This window comes from Rhodonellum sp. (genome assembly GCF_030656585.1).
GTDB classification, from domain to species: domain Bacteria; phylum Bacteroidota; class Bacteroidia; order Cytophagales; family Cyclobacteriaceae; genus Rhodonellum; species Rhodonellum psychrophilum.
In genome coordinates, this window is the sequence record NZ_JAUSPP010000059.1 from 78237 (window position 1) to 97204 (window position 18968).

The 18968-nt window shown below is 41.9% G+C and carries 12 protein-coding genes; 8 read left to right on the forward strand and 4 right to left on the reverse strand.

Annotated features, from left to right (window positions below):
- Nucleotides 1-3: 3 nt before the first annotated feature.
- The 4 genes from ispF to Q7J63_RS14380 form a co-directional block, all read right to left on the reverse strand.
- A complete protein-coding gene (gene ispF / locus Q7J63_RS14365; protein ID WP_304887098.1) occupies nucleotides 4-486 on the reverse strand; it encodes a 2-C-methyl-D-erythritol 2,4-cyclodiphosphate synthase in 483 nt (160 codons plus the stop codon).
- Nucleotides 487-548: 62 nt separating this feature from the next.
- Complete coding sequence (locus Q7J63_RS14370; protein ID WP_304887100.1) at nucleotides 549-1787, reverse strand: pitrilysin family protein; 1239 nt, start codon at nucleotides 1785-1787, stop codon at nucleotides 549-551.
- A 55-nt stretch (nucleotides 1788-1842) separates the two neighbouring features.
- Nucleotides 1843-2046 (reverse strand): heavy-metal-associated domain-containing protein, encoded by a 204-nt coding sequence (locus tag Q7J63_RS14375; protein WP_019596670.1) that lies wholly within the window; start codon nucleotides 2044-2046, stop codon nucleotides 1843-1845.
- Between the two features lie 100 nt (nucleotides 2047-2146).
- Nucleotides 2147-4336 carry a cation-translocating P-type ATPase gene (locus Q7J63_RS14380; RefSeq protein WP_304887102.1) on the reverse strand — a complete coding sequence of 730 codons (2190 nt, stop codon included), beginning with the start codon at nucleotides 4334-4336 and terminating at the stop codon, nucleotides 2147-2149.
- A 184-nt stretch (nucleotides 4337-4520) separates the two neighbouring features.
- Between Q7J63_RS14380 and Q7J63_RS14385 the strand changes: the two genes are divergently transcribed.
- The 8 genes from Q7J63_RS14385 (at nucleotide 4521) to Q7J63_RS14420 (ending at nucleotide 18965) form a co-directional block, all read left to right on the forward strand.
- Nucleotides 4521-4643, forward strand: a complete 123-nt coding sequence (locus Q7J63_RS14385) for a hypothetical protein (protein ID WP_304887104.1) — start codon at nucleotides 4521-4523, stop codon at nucleotides 4641-4643.
- Nucleotides 4644-4760: 117 nt separating this feature from the next.
- Entirely contained in the window at nucleotides 4761-6329 is a 1569-nt protein-coding gene (gene bshC, locus Q7J63_RS14390; protein ID WP_304887106.1) for a bacillithiol biosynthesis cysteine-adding enzyme BshC, read from the forward strand.
- Nucleotides 6319-6888, forward strand: coding sequence for a 5-formyltetrahydrofolate cyclo-ligase (locus Q7J63_RS14395; RefSeq protein ID WP_304887108.1), 570 nt, complete (start codon nucleotides 6319-6321; stop codon nucleotides 6886-6888). Before bshC ends, Q7J63_RS14395 begins: the two co-directional genes overlap by 11 nt.
- Nucleotides 6889-6944: 56 nt before the next feature.
- Nucleotides 6945-7427, forward strand: a complete 483-nt coding sequence (locus Q7J63_RS14400) for a hypothetical protein (RefSeq protein WP_019596675.1) — start codon at nucleotides 6945-6947, stop codon at nucleotides 7425-7427.
- Between the two features lie 868 nt (nucleotides 7428-8295).
- Nucleotides 8296-11472 (forward strand): SusC/RagA family TonB-linked outer membrane protein, encoded by a 3177-nt coding sequence (locus tag Q7J63_RS14405; protein ID WP_304887110.1) that lies wholly within the window; start codon nucleotides 8296-8298, stop codon nucleotides 11470-11472.
- An 11-nt stretch (nucleotides 11473-11483) separates the two neighbouring features.
- A complete protein-coding gene (locus Q7J63_RS14410) occupies nucleotides 11484-12983 on the forward strand; it encodes a SusD/RagB family nutrient-binding outer membrane lipoprotein (RefSeq protein ID WP_304887112.1) in 1500 nt (499 codons plus the stop codon).
- A gap of 1112 nt (nucleotides 12984-14095) precedes the next feature.
- Nucleotides 14096-17305: a SusC/RagA family TonB-linked outer membrane protein gene (locus Q7J63_RS14415; protein ID WP_019596681.1), complete on the forward strand. Its 3210-nt coding sequence runs from the start codon at nucleotides 14096-14098 to the stop codon at nucleotides 17303-17305.
- A gap of 19 nt (nucleotides 17306-17324) precedes the next feature.
- Nucleotides 17325-18965 carry a SusD/RagB family nutrient-binding outer membrane lipoprotein gene (locus Q7J63_RS14420; protein WP_019596682.1) on the forward strand — a complete coding sequence of 547 codons (1641 nt, stop codon included), beginning with the start codon at nucleotides 17325-17327 and terminating at the stop codon, nucleotides 18963-18965.
- Nucleotides 18966-18968 lie beyond the last annotated feature (3 nt).

The window sequence follows — 18968 nt, forward strand, 5'->3', positions numbered from 1 at the left end:
GTGCTATTGATGATATATTAAGGCGACGCAGTAGGCGGAGATGCCCTCTTGGCGACCGACAAAACCCAGGTTTTCTGTAGTGGTGGCTTTGATGGAAATATTGTTTTCGGGGATTTCCATCACAGTAGCCAAGCATTTTTTCATCTCGGGAATGTGGGGATTGACCTTTGGGATTTGAAGACAAATTGTGGTATCTAAATTTCCGATTTCATATCCTTCCTTCCGAACAAGTGCCATGACTTCCTTCAACAGGATCTTGCTGTCGATCCCTTTGTATTTGGGGTCTTTGTCAGAAAAATGAAACCCAATGTCCCTAAGGTTGGCAGCGCCCAGAAGGGCATCACAAATCACATGGATCAGTGTATCTGCATCGGAATGCCCAACGGCACCTTTTTCGTGCTCCAGCTTGATGCCCCCCAGCCAAAATTCATATCCCTCTTTGAGTTGATGAACGTCATAACCAAAACCTATTCTAAAATTCGTCATTTTCTGATTCCGTAGTATTTTTTAATGGATCAAACTGGTCAAACTCCCGCTTCCCTACAGGCCTAAGCCCTGCTTTTATAATAGAGAACGGAGCTGTTTTCCTCTTTTAAAATCTTGTTGGCCCAAGAAAGAATTTCTTCTGGCTTGATCCGGGTCTTTTTTTCGTATTCGGTTTGATAGTGCTCCGGATTTCCCAAGTGTGCATAATAGGCAAGGCTCATGGCACGGTTGAGTAACTCAATCGACTCGTACGTCTTCATGGCTTCCGCTTGGTTTTTTACCTTGGTGAGGATGGATTTCTGGATTGGGTTGTTTTTAAAATCTTCAATGACTTCGTCCAGTTCCTTTTCCGCTTCTTCCGCGGATTGGCCTTTTTCCATTTTCCCCGAAAAAACCAAGAGTCCAGGATCCACACTTCCCAAAACATAGCCTCCCACAGATGCAAAGACCTTTCCGTTTTTCACCAATCTTTGCTCAAGTGTGGATGATCTGCCAAAACCCAAGATGTCGGTGATCAGGTCAGCCTCCAAATAACCATCGTGGAGCCTTGCTGGCATATGGTACACCTTATACAAGGCATCGGTGGGTACATCGGCCTCAATGGTCAGCGTTTTTTTGACTTTTTGCGGGAGTTCTTGCAGAATGCCTTTCTTGGGTAATATTCCTTTGGGAATATCTCCAAACCACTTTTCCGCCAGGTTTTTTACCTGCTCTAAGGTCACATCGCCGGCGACTACCATGGTAGCATTGTCGGGTCTGTAGTGGGTGTAGTAAAAGTCGGCGACATCGGCAGCGGTAAAGCCGATAATATCTTCAAGGTTTTTGCCGATTGTGGGCCACTGATAGGGATGTGTATCATAGGCCAGACCTTTCAAATGGTGAAAAACATCTCCATAGGGTTGGTTCAGGTACCGTTGCTTGAATTCTTCCAAAACCACCTTTCTCTGGGTTTCGATCGTCTTCTCGCTGAGGTTCAATTGCAGCATCCGGTCAGATTCCAGCCAAAAGGCGGTTTCGATATTGATGGCTGGAAGCGTGATATAATAATTGGTGATATCTGTGTTGGTAAAGGCATTGCAGGAGCCTCCGACTTTCTCCAAAGGGGTGTCGAACACAGGGACATTTTTGGAACTCCCGAACATGAGGTGTTCAAAAAAATGTGCCAAGCCTGTTTTACCGGGAATTTCATTTCTGGATCCTACCTTGTAGAGGATGTTCAAAACGGCCATCTTGGTGGTATGGTCCTCATGGACCAAAACCTGTAAGCCATTGTCCAGAACAAATTTTTGGTAGTCGATCATATTGAGTTTTAAGCAAAGCTAATAAAATAAAGCAATTTGGGAGGATTTTGTTTGCCTAAATAGGCTCTCCCTGATATCCGGATTTCTTCAGGGCTTCCAATATGGAATCCTGGTCCAAATCACCGGTTACGGTCAGGACTCTGTCCTTGTCCTGCAAATCCACTGCCCAAGAATCAGCTTCTAATTTTGCCATTTCGGGCGTGATGGCCTGTACGCAAGCGCCGCACTTTACATTGGTTTTGAATTGTTGTGTTTTCATGTTTTTGTATTCCCGAAGGGACGTTTTTATGGGTCGAATGAAAATAATAAACGCAATCCTGTAGTCACTAGCGGTGGTTAGAGGGATATTCGGCCCTGAATTACCTCAAGCGAAGACTGTTGGTGACTACCGACACCGAGCTCAAAGCCATCGCAGCGCCCGCAATCATGGGGTTTAACATAAACCCAAAAGCGGGAAACAGAACGCCTGCGGCAATCGGAATGCCGATTATATTGTAAATAAATGCCCAGAACAAATTTTGGCGGATGATTTTCACGGTTTTTTTGGTAAGCTCGAGGGTCCTTGGGATTTTGGAGAGTTCGGATTGGACCAAAGTGACTTCGGCAATATCCATGGCAATGTCTGTTCCCTGACCCATTGCAATGCTCAAATCCGCGAGGCTGAGGGCTTCACTGTCGTTGATGCCATCACCCGCCATGGCTACCTTTTTTCCTTGGTCTTGTAGGTTTTGGATATAGGCTGCCTTGTCTTGGGGAAGCACTTCGGCCTTGAAATGCTCAATTCCAACATCTCGGGCCACCCATTCTGCGGTTTTCTGTTGGTCTCCTGTCAGCATGTGGATGGTGATTCCCATTTTCTTCAATTCCTGAATGGCTGAAATGGAGTCGGCTTTGATAGGGTCCTGGATTTTAAAGGCAGCCACCAAATCGTTGTTTTTAGTTGCAAAAACAACCGTGGCGCCTTCATCTGAAGCTTCCTCCGCCTTTTTGAGCAAGGTCAAATCCGGAGCAACGCCTGTGGCTTCCAACCATTTCCAATTACCAATTCTGTATTCGTTTCCATTGACACTTCCTAAGACCCCTTTTCCCGTAAAACTCTTGAAAGTATCCAGTTCCTTTTTGTCCTCGGAATTGGAAAGGTTTTCTACGATGGCTTTGGCCAAAGGGTGTTCGCTCCTTGATTCAAGGGCAGCTAGGATTTTCGCATCCCCATCATCCCATTTTTCACCATGATAGACGGCGGTTACTTGCGGTTTGCCTTCCGTGATTGTCCCTGTTTTGTCGAGTACCAGCGTGTCTATTTTTTTTCCTTTTTCCAGACTCTCCGCATCTTTTATAAGGACACCCATTTGTGCACCATTTCCCATTGCGGCCATGATGGCAGTCGGCGTTGCCAAACCCAAAGCACAGGGGCAAGCGATCACCAATACGGTGATCATGGCCAACATCCCCCTCAGCCAGGCATCCTCTGCTCCACTAAAACCCCATATCAACAAGGTGATCAAGCCGATCACCAATACCGTGGGGACAAAAATACTGGCAGCTTTGTCCACCAATTTTTGGACGGGAGCCTTGGATCCTTGGGCAGCTTTCACTCTTTGGATGATTTGGGACAAAAGCGTGTTGTCCCCCACCTGCTCGGCAGTGAAGGTGAAGCTTCCCGTTTGGTTGATGGTTCCGGCAAATACCTTTTCTCCCGTTTTCTTCAAAACAGGGATTGGCTCCCCTGTGAGCATGCTTTCATTCACGTAAGAATCTCCATTCAAAACCTTTCCGTCCAATGGGATTTTTTGTCCCGGTTTGATCAGAATGATTTCACCCACGCCCACTTCAATGGTTTTTTTGATGATTTCCTTGTTGTTTTCAAGGACAGTGAGTTCTTGTGGCTGTAAGCCCATCAGCTTTTTCAGTGCTGCTCCAGTTCCTGATTTTGCGCCGGATTCCAGGGATTTTCCAAGAAGAATAAAAAAGACAATGACAGCGGCGGCCTCAAAATACACATGTGGTTCTATCCCTCTTGATTCCAAAAACTCTGGGAAAAAGGTATTGAAAGTACTGTAGATATAGGCAATTCCCGTACTCAAGGCAACCAAGGTGTCCATGTTGGTCTGACCTTTTTTTGCCAAAGTCCATGCGTGCCGAAAGAATTGGTTCCCAAAAACAAACAGTACAGGAGTGGTCAGCGCCCACATAATGAAATGACCGTATGGCATTGACATCCAAAACATCCCGATCAAAAATACAGGGAATGCCAAAATCCCAGCAAATAAGGTTCTTTGCTTGAGTTTTTTATAGGCTTGGTTTTGAATGTCCTCCAAGTCATCTACATCCTTATCTTGGATGATCAGGTCGTATCCGCTGGATTGAACCTCTTTTTGTAATTCATCAAGACTTGTTGCCTTTTCATCCCATTCTATCCAAGCGGATTGGTTGGCATAATTCACGGCTGCATTTTTTACCCCAGGTTTTTTGGCCAGGGTTTTTTCGACACTGATCGCACAAGCTGCGCAACTCATTCCGGTCACAGGGACTTCTTTTTTCTGTGTCATTTGGGGAGGTTTTTTGAATTTGGCTGGATTTCAGGAGCGGTGTGAAAGTGCTATTGTAGTCTGAATTCCTGTTTTCCTTTTGTTGTTTGATTACAAATTTATCGATAAAGCCTTGCTTAACTTTATATCATTTCGGAAAAGATTAAACCGGGAACAAGCGTTGGGTTCCTAAATGTAGCTTGAAATGGCAAGAAAATCAGACTACTTGGAATATAGGGCAAAATACCGATACGGTGAAGTCAAAAAAAATGCGCAAGAGGCTGATTATTGTATAATTGATTTATGGGATGGAATTGCCAAGACATGATACAGGTTAAACCTGATTCAACCGTTCTTGTAATAGAGAAAAAAACACGAACTTTACAGCCCATCTGGAAGTTAGTGTAACTTGTACCCAAATTGAGACCCTTGATTTCTTCATTTCATGAATAAAGCCACCATTGAGCCAGACTGTACCGGTCAGTTTTCTTCCTTTTTTATCGATTACATTCATCAAAAACCGGCTCTTTCTCCTTTTTACAATCAATTTCCCAAGATTGAAAACTTTGCGAAAATCATCGCGGAAAGAAAATTCGATGGGAAAAAGCGGGAAGTATTGGTCAAAGCTTTGCTTTCGCAATATTCGGAAGTGGAGGACTTGGCCCTGACCAAGGCCCAGATCGAGAAACTGGGGCTCGAAACCACTTTCACGGTGACGACTGGACATCAACTCAACTTGTTTACGGGTCCACTTTATTTCATCTACAAAATAGTGACGACCATTAATTTGGCAAAGAAATTAAAGGAGGCTTATCCCAAATTTGAATTTGTTCCCGTTTACTGGATGGCGACGGAGGACCACGACTTTGAAGAGATCAATTATTTCAAGTTAGACGGTAAAAAATACCAATGGCAAACGGAACAGAAAGGACCGGTTGGGGACTTCAAGCTAGAGGAGAGTTTCAAGGCTTTTATGAAAACGGTTGCCTTCGCGCCATCATTTTTTAAGGAAGCTTACCTGTCTTCCAAGACTCTTTCGGAAGCAGTCAGAAAATACGTCCACCATCTTTTTGGTGAAAAAGGAATTGTCGTTGTGGACGGAAATGATGCCAACCTCAAGCGGCAATTTATCCCTGTGATGCGAGAGGATTTGGTGAACGAAACCCCGCACGAATTGGTCAATGCGCAAACCGCCAAATTGGATGCATTGGGCTATAAGAGCCAGATTTTCCCCAGGCCGATCAATTTCTTTTATATGGAAGATGGATTACGGGAGCGAATCGAAAAGAAAGGAACACAATATTTTGTACTGAATACGGATTTGAAATTCGAAGAAGCCGAGTTCTTGGACATGGTTGAAAATTCCCCCGAAAAATTCAGTCCAAATGTTGTGCTTAGGCCACTCTATCAAGAACAGATCCTTCCCAACCTTGCCTATGTCGGCGGGCCCGCAGAAGTCATTTATTGGCTTCAGTTGAAAGTCATGTTCGATCATTTTGAAACCCCTTTTCCGGTGGTGATGCCAAGGAATTTTGCAGCTGTTTTGGATGTGCCGACTGTCAGGAAAATTAAAAAGCTGAACCTGTCGCCTCAGGACTTGTTCAGGGATTTCACAGACTGGAAAAAAGAATTTGTTTCCAAGCACTCCAATGTGGATATTCATTTGGTCGGGGAAAAGAAAAAGCTGCAGGACCTATTTGATCAAGCAGCATTGTCCGCCCGTTCAATCGACCCTACGCTGGAAAGCGCGTATGCTTCGGCAAAAGTCCGTGCGACGAAGATCTTGGATCAATTGTCAGTGAAAGTCCGGAAAGCTGAGGAAAGAAAATTCGGGGAGGAATTGGATCGCATGAAAGCGGTGCAAGCGTATTTTTTCCCTGGAGGAAGTCCACAGGAACGCGTGGAGAATTTTATGAAGTTCTATCTTTCAGACAATGATTTTGTGGAAAAATTATTTGGATTGTTTGACCCCTTCGATTTTGATTTCATGGTTTTGGCCTCGGATGACAAGTAAATCAGAAATAAGGGAAAGGCATAGAATGCTGCGGAAATCCCTGAAAAATGAGGATAGGGAAATCCTATCTGAAAAAATCACTGAGCGGTTTCTTGAATTTTTGGATAAGCGAAAGGAGATACAGCATGTCCATATTTTTCTCCCAATTGAAAGATTGTTGGAGGTGAATACTTATGCCCTTCTTAAAAAACTGTTCGAAAGGAAGATCAATGTCTATACTTCCTTGGTCAGCAAGGATAAAATCACGCTTGACACAGTCGCCTTGCATCGGGAAAGTGTTTTTGCTATAGACAAGTGGGGCATCCCGATACCCGAAAACGCAGAAAAAATTTCATCGGACGAAATACAACTGGTCGTGATCCCGCTTTTGGCATTTGATTTGAAAGGGCACAGGTTGGGTTATGGGAAAGGTTTTTATGATAGGTTTCTGGAGTCTTTGAAACAGCCCGTTTTCAAGGTCGGATTCAGTTATTTTGATCCAGTGGAATCTATCCCGCATGAAAATCACGATATTGCATTGGATATTTGTATTACACCTGGAAAGATCCTTTCCTTTTAGGAAACCATTTCGTTGGAACGCTTTAAATAAAACTTAAATCAATAAACTTCAGTACTATGAAAAAAATATTCTACTCCTTTATTTTGTTTGCGCTTTTGGGATTTGGAAATGAGGCATTGGCCCAAGGCTACAATACTGCGATCGGCTTGAGAGCCGGTTCGGGAAATGGATTGACTGTAAAACATTTCATCAGCGATAAGGCGGCTTTGGAAGGTATTTTATACACAAGATGGAGAGGCTTGATTTTTGGCGGATTGTACGAAGTCCACAATGATATCAGGGAAGTCAAAAATCTACAATGGTTTTATGGTGGAGGAGCCCATATCGGTACTTGGAATGCTGGTAGGGGAAATACGCCTTGGGGAGACCGCAACAGGAGTTACACTGCTATTGGGTTGGATTTGATCATCGGATTGGATTATAAATTCGAAGATGCACCGATCAACTTGTCATTGGATTGGAAACCAACCATCAACTTGACCAGAGATGCAGGTTTTTGGGGAGATGAGGTGGCCTTGTCCATCAGGTTTACTTTCTAAATAAGTCTACTGCTCAGATTGATTCTAGAGATGATTTTATACTTTGTGAGAATAGTCTGGCCCTGATGGGTCAGACTATTTTTTTTGCGTTTTTGGAAGGAGTGATGTCATGATCCAGCTTTTTCACGATTCTCTATGTTTTTATAGATCAATATTGGTCAGATTCTGAATCTTGCTTTTAACTTTTTTGGTCGAATGGTTTTACTGTGAGCTTGTTTATCCCTGATGTTTTGATTTGGCAAATTCAAGATAGATTTTATTTGGGTTTGATTATAAATATAGTTTTGTAGAAAAGAATGAATTTGGCTCCTATAGCTTAAATTTTTAATTGATTTAGGCATTTTTTTTAAAAAGTGGTTTTTTTTTGAGCCAAAAATTATTTTGTAGCGACAATTTTCTTCCATTAGGGCTATACGGGCTATAATGTTAAATAAAAATAAAAAATTACACAAAGGGCTTTTGTTAAAATTTTTTAACTGGATTAATGAATTAATTTATTTTTAATAAAAGCTAGTATAGTGGGGAAATTATTAGAATAGGTCAATATAATGTGATTATATTAAAAATAATGTAAAAAACACGCCTATGTAATTTATTTTTTTTCATTCAAGAAGTTTTATACGAGGTGCGTTTTATAATGATTTCATTTATTCAACGATTCAAACAAAAAAATGTCTGCTCATTTTAATTACACATTGTAATAATAAATAACCATTATAATCTATAATTAAAATCATGTATTATTAAAAATAATTAAATATAGTAAAGAAAAATTTAAATAAAACAATAGTATCGTCTGAAAATAGTGCGCGTTTTGAATTCTGTGATAATTAATTTTTATTTACCAATCAACTAAACTAAATACATTATGAGAAAAGCTTTACTTCTTGTTCTTGCGCTTTTCACGATGGCACTCAGCTATGATGTGTCTGCGCAACAACGGGCAATTACCGGAAAGGTAATTTCCAACGAAGATGGATTGGGCCTACCGGGTGCATCCATTTTAGTGAAAGGTACCGTAATGGGAACAACCACCGATTTGGATGGTAATTATTCCATTAATGTACCAGCAGGTTCCAATGTCTTGGTCTTCTCTTTTATTGGGTTAAAAACCCTGGAAGAATCGATCGGTAACAGATCCGTCATCAATGTAACCCTGTCTCCTGATGCTTCGGAACTTTCTGAAATAGTAGTGACTGCATTGGGTATTGAGCGGGACAAAAGTTCCTTGGGATACGCTACCCAGCAAGTGAGTGGGGACAACATTAGGGTTGCCCGTGAAACCAATGTGAATACTGCATTGGCTGGAAAAATCGCTGGAGTCCAGATCGTTTCAGGATCAGGTGCCAAGTTTGGTGCGCCTGCCATCCGAATCCGGGGCTTGAGGGGGATAAGTGCTCAAGATCCTTTGTATGTTTTGGATGGGATCATCGTCAATGATGCAGCTTCCATCAATATGGACAACATCCAGGACATCAATGTGCTGAAGGGAGCCAATGCTGCGGCATTGTATGGTTCCAGGGCACGCGATGGTGTGGTGGTGCTTACCTCAAGAAAAGGTGGGAAAGGTGATCAGGTAAATATTGACTTTAACCAAACCAACACTTTTGAAAGGGTTTATATCCTTCCAAAATTCCAAAATGAATATGGTGGCGGTTATTCTCAGGAATTCCCGATATTCAATTTTGATCCAACCATTCATGACCCGGGACTTTCTGGGCTGAACGGGCTTCCAATGACAGAGTTTTATGCTGATGAGAGCTGGGGACCAAAATTGGATGGTCGAATGGTTGCACAATGGGATGCTTTTACTCCTGGCACAAGAGGCTTTGGACAAGCCCGACCTTGGTCACCACAGCCAAACAATGTTAGGGATGTCTTTAGAACAGGCGCACTCAACAACACCAGTATCAACATTGGGAAAAGTGGAGAGAATTATGCTCTCAATACAACACTGTCCAAGTCATCCAGAACTGGCGTAATGGAGAACACCAACCAAGACAAGTTGTTTTTGAACATGAATTTCAATGCCAAACTATCCAAAAAGCTTGAGTTGATTGCCGGTGCGAATTATAGTGAAGCCAATACTTTTGGAAATCTATTTGAAGGATACAACAGTATTGGTTCAAATGTGAACCAATGGTATCAAAGACAATTGAATACCGATTTGTTACGGGAATATTACCAAATGCCTGATGGTCGGTTTACTTCTTGGAACATCAATTCGCCAACCAATACCAGACCCCTATATTGGGACAATCCTTTTACCACCCTTTATGCAAATCCCAATGAAACCAATAGAGAGGTTTTAAGTACAAAATTTGCGTTGGCGTATGAGATTGTTGAGGGCCTTAAAGTATCCGTACAGGGAACGCGAAATACTGTATCGGGTGGAGGTACTTCCCAAACTGCTACAGGTACATTGGAAGTTGCTCGTTTTGCGACAAACAGTTACCGGGAAAATGAAGACAATATCCAAGGTTTGCTCAGTTATGACAAGCGGTTTGGTGATTTTTCTGTTGTGGCAAACGTAGGTGTAAACTGGAGAACCAATACGATAAAAAGATGGGGCATGAATACCTCCGGTGGTTTGAGTGTGGACAATTTGTTCAACATTTCAGCATCCGTTGATCCATACGTTGCCACCAATTTTGAAGGAACAAGTAAAGTAAACAGTTATTTTGGTCAAGGATCAATCGGCTACAAGGACTTTCTTTATTTGGATGCCACCATCCGTCAGGATTATGATTCGAGATTGCCCAATGGCAACAATAATTATGTGTACCCATCGGTTTCGGCGAGTTTCGTGTTCACAGAGCTTGTTGATTTGAGATTCCTTTCCTTCGGTAAATTAAGGTCAAGTTTCGCAAAAGTTGGGAATGAGATTGGTTTGTACAGAACGCAACAGACCTATGCACTGGGGATTCCTTATGCTGGCAATGCAGTTACCTCTGTGCCCAACGCTTTGATAGATCCCAACTTAAGAGCTGCCACCACTAATTCAATAGAAGTTGGTGCGGAACTGGGTTTTCTGAACAACAGAATCAATACTGAATTCTCGATTTACCACATGGACAATTCAAATGAATTGTTGAGCATTACGATTCCTTCGCAATCTGGAGGAAGTGGATTTTTGACCAATTCAATCAAATCATACACCAAAGGCTGGGAATTGTCAATTGGTGGAAGTCCCATTCAAAAGGTTAGAGGGCTAAACTGGGATGTGAATTTCAATATTTCGCGAAATAAGGTTTTCATTGAAGAGCTTGGATATGGATTGACCTCTTTTCCTTTAGCAAATGCTTTCAGGGGAACGAGTACTGTCGGTGGATGGAATGGTCAGGCATTGGCAAGAGAAAATGATGAGTGGGGTAGAATTGTCGGTCGTAAATTTAGAACAGATGACAATGGCAATGTAATCGTTAACAGCGCTGGACGACCTCTTTTGGATGAAAATCAAGACTTGGGCAAAATCCTTCCCGATTTTACCGGTGGTATTTTCAATAGAGTAAGTTATAAGAATTTTGAATTGGCATTTACCATTGATTATCAGATTGGGGGTTCATTTATGTCAATCTCCCGTATGTTTGGTGCTTATTCCGGTCAAACATCAGAAACTGTTGGGAATAATGACAAAGGAAACCCAATGAGGGATGCTGTAGAAGATGGTGGTGGACTTTCATTCGGTGGTGTATTTGAAGATGGATCACAAAACAACATTTATCTGCGCGCAGACCAATACTTCAAAACCATGTTTGGAACCAGCGAACAGTGGATGTATGATGCTACCTTTGTGAAAATGAGGGAATTGCGAATTGGGTATAACTTCCCAAGTGTTTTAATGGACAGGTTAAGCTACGTGAAAAGTGCATCAATTGCATTGGTTGCCAATAATCCTTTCCTTTTGTATTCCAAAGTGGATGGTATAGATCCTTCCGAAATTGGAGGAGATTCAGTACAAGCAAGGAATAATGGATCTTGGGTTGAAAGTGGAAACTTACCAGGAACAAGAAGCTTTGGTGTTGATTTAAGGGTTAAATTTTAATTATGAAAACGATGAAGAATTACATAGCAGCAATATCCATTTGTTTGGTCATGGGATCATGCAGTTGGGATGACTTTGGGGATTTAAATGTCAATCCAAACGAATCTACTTCACCGAAGACCAGTGCATTGCTTACCAATAGTATGTTGACAACTGGTGGGAATGTCTTGGCTACTCAAGGCGCCCTTTATGTTCAACATATTTCCAATAAGCAATACACCTCTGCGGATAATTATCAGACGATTAATTTCGCCTCGGATTTTTGGTACAATGGCCCTTTGGCAGATCTCCAGAAAATCATTGAGATCAACTCCAATGAGTTGACCAAAGTAGTTGCATCAGCAGATGGATCAAATGAAAACCAGATAGCGATTGCCAAAATTATGCAATCGTATTATTTCTTGTTTTTGACTGATCGTTGGGGCGATCTTCCATATTCTGAAGCGCTTAAAGGGAATGAAGGAATACTTACTCCTAAGTTTGATCCACAATCGGAAATATACGATGGATGTATTCAGGCACTCAAAGATGCTTCGGCCATGATCGTTACAGGTCCTGGTACAATTCCGGTTAAAGGAGATATTCTATTGAATGGAAATATGGAGTTGTGGAAAAAGGTTTCCAACACAATCCGCTTGGTAGCTGCGCAAAGGCTCTCCAAGGTTAACCCAACCAAAGCCGCTGCAGAATTTGCGTTGGCTTTTAATGCAGGGGTTATTGCACTCGATAATTCAGAGAATGTAATGTTCAAATATTTGAATATTCAGACCTATGAAAATCCATACTACAGTTCTTTTGTCTCCCAAGGGCGTTTGGATTGGACAGTTGCAGATCCAGTGATGAATTTTATGCAATTGAATTCCTACGCAAGTCCCCATAATGGATCAAGAGGGAAGATGGATAAGCTGGCTGATCCCCGCTTACCGGTTTATGCCAATCCTTTGGAAAATACGACCAATCAGTTTGTTGGGATGCCTTATGGTTTGTCAGAGGCTGATGCGGGTTCAATTCCGAATTCTAGGGTGTCATTTTTGGGGAATGCCTTTAGGCAACAAAATTCCCCTGCCTATATCTACACTTCTGCACAGATTGCTTTCGCATTGGCGGAAGGAGTGGTTAGAGGTTGGATTCCTGGAAATGCCAAATCCTATTACGATCAAGGAATCCAGGCTTCTCTAAATCAACATGGAGTTGGTTCTTCCTTCGATGCTTACATGACGAATACTGAAGTGGCATTTAGTTCCGGAAGGGAGCTGGAGCAAATCCTAACGCAAAAATGGATTGCTCTTTTTCCAAATGGATACGAGGCATGGGCAGAATGGAGAAGAACTGGAATTCCAAGTCTTACGCCTGCGGCCAATGCGCTGACTCCAAGCTTGCAAATTCCTAGAAGACAAGCATATGGTACCACTGAAGCGAATTTGAACACTGAAAATCATCAGGAAGCACTCACCCGTCAAGGCTTTTCAAGTGATGACCTGGATGGTCGCATATGGTGGGATGTTCAATAATTGGATTTATGATCTGATTCAAATAAAAAAAGGGGCTTTTAAGCCCCTTTTTTTATTTGAATCAATTCTTGGACGCAAATAGGCATGTAGGACCTCATCTGTGGTGCAGCGCTTGAACCCAAAATAAACATTCCGTTTCAATCGCATTTGGAAACCTATTGCATATTTCCATCTACTTTAATCAAGTTAGATGCTTTACGTTACTTTTTCGATGTCTTAGAATTCGGGTTTAATGTAGGAGACCTTGTCAGAGAAACCACGGAGCGCCCTTTCTTCAATCTTCGAAAGGGCAGAACATTCCAAGCTCCCTGCCGAGAGAATTAGGATTCAACTCTTCCTCTCCATGGGTTTTGGCCCTTTGGATTTCCCGAATGGATCTAAATTGGGATGCTCTTTTGGGATTTATTCGGTTTTTATAACCAGGAATGTGGTAAAAATTTTATTTGGTTTAGAATATGAACCCAATTTTGTTAAAATGAATAAAATTGGGTTTTAAATTCTATAAATTTAAATTTTAAATAACATTTTTAAAATTTTAGGGTTTTTTTTGACCCTAAAATTTATTTTCAAGTAATTTTAAATTTATTCTGGCCCCCTTATTTATTTTTTTTCAGAATGAAATAAAAATTTATAGATAGGCTGTCTCATAAAATTTGCTGAAAGTATTCAGCTGAAGTTTTTTTTGTTTAAAATCATTATAAATGACATTTATTGAAATAAACACAAGATAAAATCTTTTTTTTAATAAAAATGTAAAATATATGCCGTAAAAATGAATTTAGTACCGATGTTGTTGAATTTCATAGAACAAAATAAAATTTTTATTTATTGTCAAATGAATTCTTTTTGCATTAAAAATTTGGCTAAAAAGCCATTCCTGCCAAATTTTCAGCTTTTCAACCGTCCACACAAAAAAATGGCCACTTATTGTAATCAAATCCTCTAAATATTAATTAAACGTTAAGCTATGTTAATATTTCAATAATGGATGCTTTTTAATTGAATAATGGGGTATTGTTCTGAAAAATTCAGATAATCCAACTAAAAAGAGGCATATTTTGAAATGTGCGATAATTGATTTTTATTTACGCATCAACTAAACTAAATACCTTATGAGAAAAGCTTTACTCCTTGTTCTTGCGCTTTTCACGATGGCTCTCAGCTATGAAGTGTCGGCGCAACAACGGGTAATTACCGGAAAGGTAATTTCCGAGGAAGATGGTTTGGGCCTGCCAGGCGCATCCATCCTAGTCAAAGGGACTACAGTGGGTACTACCACCGATTTGGATGGTAACTATTCCATCAATGTCCCCGCAGGATCAAATGTTCTGATCTACTCCTTTATTGGTTTGAAGACCAAAGAAGAAGCAATTGGCAACAGGTCCGTTATCAATGTCACCCTCAATATCGATGCTGCCCAGCTTTCAGAAGTGGTGGTAACGGCGATCGGTATCGAAAGGGAAAAGAAGGCATTGGGTTATGCTGTTTCTTCCGTAGGAGAAGAGCAGATTTCCAATCGCCCAGAGGCAGATGTCTCCAGAGTATTGCAGGGTAAAGTAGCCGGTGTAAACATTACCGCCACAAACGGGATGTCCGGTTCAGGTACCAATATCATCATCAGGGGATATTCCTCTGCTACCGGATCCAACCAGCCTCTGTTTATTGTTGATGGTGTTCCTTTCAGTACAGGAACCAATGCTGCCAATGGATTCAGTACCGGTGGAGCCACTACTTCCTCCCGTTTCTTGGATATTGATCCCAACAACATCGAAAGTGTAAACGTGTTGAAAGGTCTTTCCGCCACCGTATTGTATGGCGACCAGGGAAGAAACGGTGTAATCTTGATTACAACCAAATCCGGTGCTGCAAAAAGAAGACCAGCAGAAGTGACTGTCAACCAGTCTTTCTTCACCAACAAAGCGGCTTCTCTTCCAACATTCGGGAATATTTACGGAAATGGTTTCCAACAGCAGCCAGGATTCTTCTTCTCCAACTTTGGACCAAGAATGGATACAGGGTTACAGGTTAATCATCCGGTTGCGGCCTCAGGTTTGGCCAGTATCAGAAACGCTTTCCCAGAATTTAGAAATCCAGACGGTACGCCTATCTTGTATGACTACAAAGCCTATGAAGACATCAGTACTGCTTTCTTTAGAACAGGTTTGGTTTCCAATACTTCTTTACAAATGTCAGGTTCTTCGGACAAAACAGGCTTCAGCGCCTCTTTTGGCTATACCAAGGATCAGGGATTTACACCTGGAAATGAGCTTCAGAAATTCAATTTTGGTTTGGGTGTAAACTCAGCCATTACTGATAAACTTTCCGTGAACTCTTCCTTTACCTTCGCCATTACGGATTTGGAAACACCTCCGGTAAATGCGGCCTTCGGTTCAGGTGCAAGTGGGGGTATTCCATCCGTATTTGCCAACGTATTGTACACTCCAAGATCGGTGGATATCGCGAATTTGCCATTTGAGAATCCGGTGGATAGAAGTTCTGTTTATTACAGATCAGGAAATGACCAGACCAATCCCCTTTGGTTGGCGAAATATTATAGAAATACAAGCTTGGTGAATCGTTTCTTCAATTCAACTTCGTTGAACTATGACGTAAACGATAATTTCTCTGTTACCTACAGGATTGGTTTGGATACCTACACCGAACAGCGTGACAATATGTACAACAAAGGCGGCGGAACAGGGTCAAGTGTTCTTGTCAATTCGGGTTACTTCAGGTCTTTGAGCATCAGAAACACCATCTGGAACCAGGATTTGGTCATCAACTTCAAAAAAGACCTTTCCGAAAAAATAGGATTCAGTGCCTTGATAGGAGGAAACTCCAGGTATGATTCCTATGCTCAGGATGGTATTGTTTCCACAGGGCAGTTGGCGTTTGATCTCTTTAGACATACCAACTTCCTTACTTCAGCATCAAGAGATCCATTTAATGGTGCAGCATTGAACTTTACCCAGGAAGAAAGAAGAATGGGGGTTTATGCAGCGGTTACTTTGGATTATAATGATTATTTGTTCTTGAACCTTTCTGCAAGAAATGATTGGACATCAACTGTTGAAAAAGAAAACAGAAGAATTCTTTATCCAGGTGCATCTGTTTCTTTCTTGCCTAGCCAGGCTTTTAATTGGAATTCCAGTACTGTCAATGATCTTAAATTGAGATTTGGATACGGTACGTCAGCAGGGTTTCCAAGCCCTTACAGAACCAGGAATATTTTGGAACAAAATGCTCAGTCTTTCGAAAGAGGAGGAAGTGTTTTTCAATCCCAATCTGTGAGCAGACGTTTGGGAAATCCAAATTTGAAACCTGAGTTGCACGAAGAATTTGAGTTTGGTGTAGAATCAGCCATGTTCAATAACAAATTGAGACTTGACCTTTCGGTGTATCAGAAAAACACGAAGGATCTGATCACTGGTGCGCCAATTGATCCGGCCACTGGTTACACACTTACTGAAATCAACATCGGTAAAATCAGAAACAGGGGAGTTGAACTTCAGGCCACCGCCACTCCAGTAAGTACAGCGTCTGGCTTTAGCTGGGAATCCATTGTGAATTTCGGGCTTTACAGAACCATCGTGATGGAACTTGGTGGAGGATTGGAAGAAGTGGTCGTATCGGGATTTACCGATTTGGGTAACTTCGCCATACCAGGCAAACCTTTCAACATTATCAAAGGAACCGGTTTTGCAAGAGATGAGCAAACGGGACAGCCAATCGTATTACCCAATGGAGATTACCAAACCGCTGCTGAATTGGTTGAATTGGGTGATCCTAATCCAGCTTGGACAGGATCTTGGATCAATACCTTTAGGTATAAAGGTTTGAGCTTGAACGTCATGATGGAATACAGACACAAAGGGACCATTTTCTCGAACACCGTAACGGCCTCTTTGGCAAGGGGTGTGACGAAAGATCCTGTAGTGGATAGGGAATTGACCTTTATCCTTCCTGGTGTCAAACAAGATGGAACGCCAAATGATATTCAAATCACAGCTTCAAACTACTTCTTCAATCAATACCATACTGGTGCTGACGAATCCAACATCTTTGATGGAAGTACCATCAGACTAAGAGAAGTATCCTTGGGTTATGATATCCCATCCAACTTGGTTAGCAAAACGCCATTCAAACGTGCTTCAATAGCTTTGAGTGGAACCAACCTTTGGTTTAGAGCTTTGAACTTCCCTCCAAACATGAACTTTGATACGGATGTATTGGGACTTGGTGTTGGGAATGGTTTAGGCTTTGATTTTGTAACTGGTCCTAGCTCCAGAAGATTTGGTGGTACAGTAACCCTTTCTTTCTAATCCCCAAAACGAAAAGACAATGAAAATAAAATTATATAGCCTATTTATCGCCTTGAGTGTTTTGGTGGTAAGTTCCTGCGATTTGAATTTGCAAGACGATCCAAATGAGGTGACGCCGGGAACTGCATCTCCTAATTTAGTACTGAATAAAATCCAGGTTGATTTTGCCGGTTTCTTCAATACTACTGGAAACAATGGGATGCGATTGACCCGGGTTTTGGGACAGCCTAGTAACCTTTATGAGCAGGCATATGTGCCTGTGAATTTCAACGGGATTTGGACCACGGGATATGCAGATATCCTGAACGATATCAAATTTCTTGAGCCATTGGCTGAAACAGCAGGATTTAAAAGACACCTTGGTATCGCCAGGACAATCAAAGCCTATGTTTTGTTGACAATGGTTGATTATTTTGATGCAGTACCTTTGACTGAAGCTTTGGATCCAGCCAATTTCAACCCGGTTGTGGATCCAGGTGCCCAAGTTTACCAGGCTGCATTCGCTGCCTTGGCACAAGCAAGACTTGATTTTGCAGCCCCTTCAGTTGGGACGCCAAATGATTTCTTTTACGCAAATGATGCAGCCAAATGGCTCAAATTGATCAATTCTTTGGAATTGAAATACCATTTGAACAGAAAGCTTGTGGATGCATCGGGAAGTACTTCAGCGATCAATGCTTTGATTGCTGCTAACAATTTCATTGCGCCCGGACAGGAATTCGTTTTCAGATATGGAACGAGCTTGACCAATCCTGATTCACGTCACCCGCGGTTTGCCGCTTATGGTGCCGGCGGAGGAGACTATCAGTCCACATGGTACATGTATCATTTGACTGAGGAAAAAGGGTTTGATGATCCAAGAGCGAGATATTACTTCTACAGACAAGTACTCGTAAATCCAACTGATCCTGACAAGCTTAGATGTCTTTCTGAAATTGCGCCCGGCCATTATCTTGCTGGTGGATTTCCATTCTGCTTGCCTGGTGACAGAGGTTACTGGGGAAGAGACCATTTGAATGCTGAAGGTATTCCGCCGGATGGATTTGATAGAACGGTGTGGGGTATTTATCCCGCTGGAGGCAGATTCGACAATAATTCTGGAGCTCCTGTTAGTTCTCCAACATTAGGTGGACTTGGAGCGGGTATCCAGCCGATTATGTTGCCAGCCTTCGTTGACTTTATGTTGGCGGAAGCGATCCAGACAATGGATGGTGTTTCTGGAGATCCAAAAGCGCTTACACTTAGCGGGATCAAAAAGCACATGGATTATGTGAGGGCTTACTCGACTTCTACTGCAGACGCTGCCGCAATCACAACTTTCCAGCCGATAGCTGCATTCAATACTGCCGTAACGAATTACCTTACATTCGTTGCAAGTGAATGGGATGCTGCTCCTGCGGGAAGGAAGATGAATATCATCGGTAGAGAATATTGGTTGTCTTTGTACGGAAGTGGCAATGAAGCCTATAACCTTTACAGAAGAACTGGTCAGCCTGATGGCATGCAGCCTGGCTTGATTGCAAATTTCGGTGATTTCCCTAGATCCTTTTTCTATCCAAATAACTATTTGGTGACGAATACAAGCGCATCTCAGAAGGCTTCTCAGCGTTTGCGAGTATTCTGGGATACCAATCCTGAAGGAAATGCTTGGGTGTATTAATCT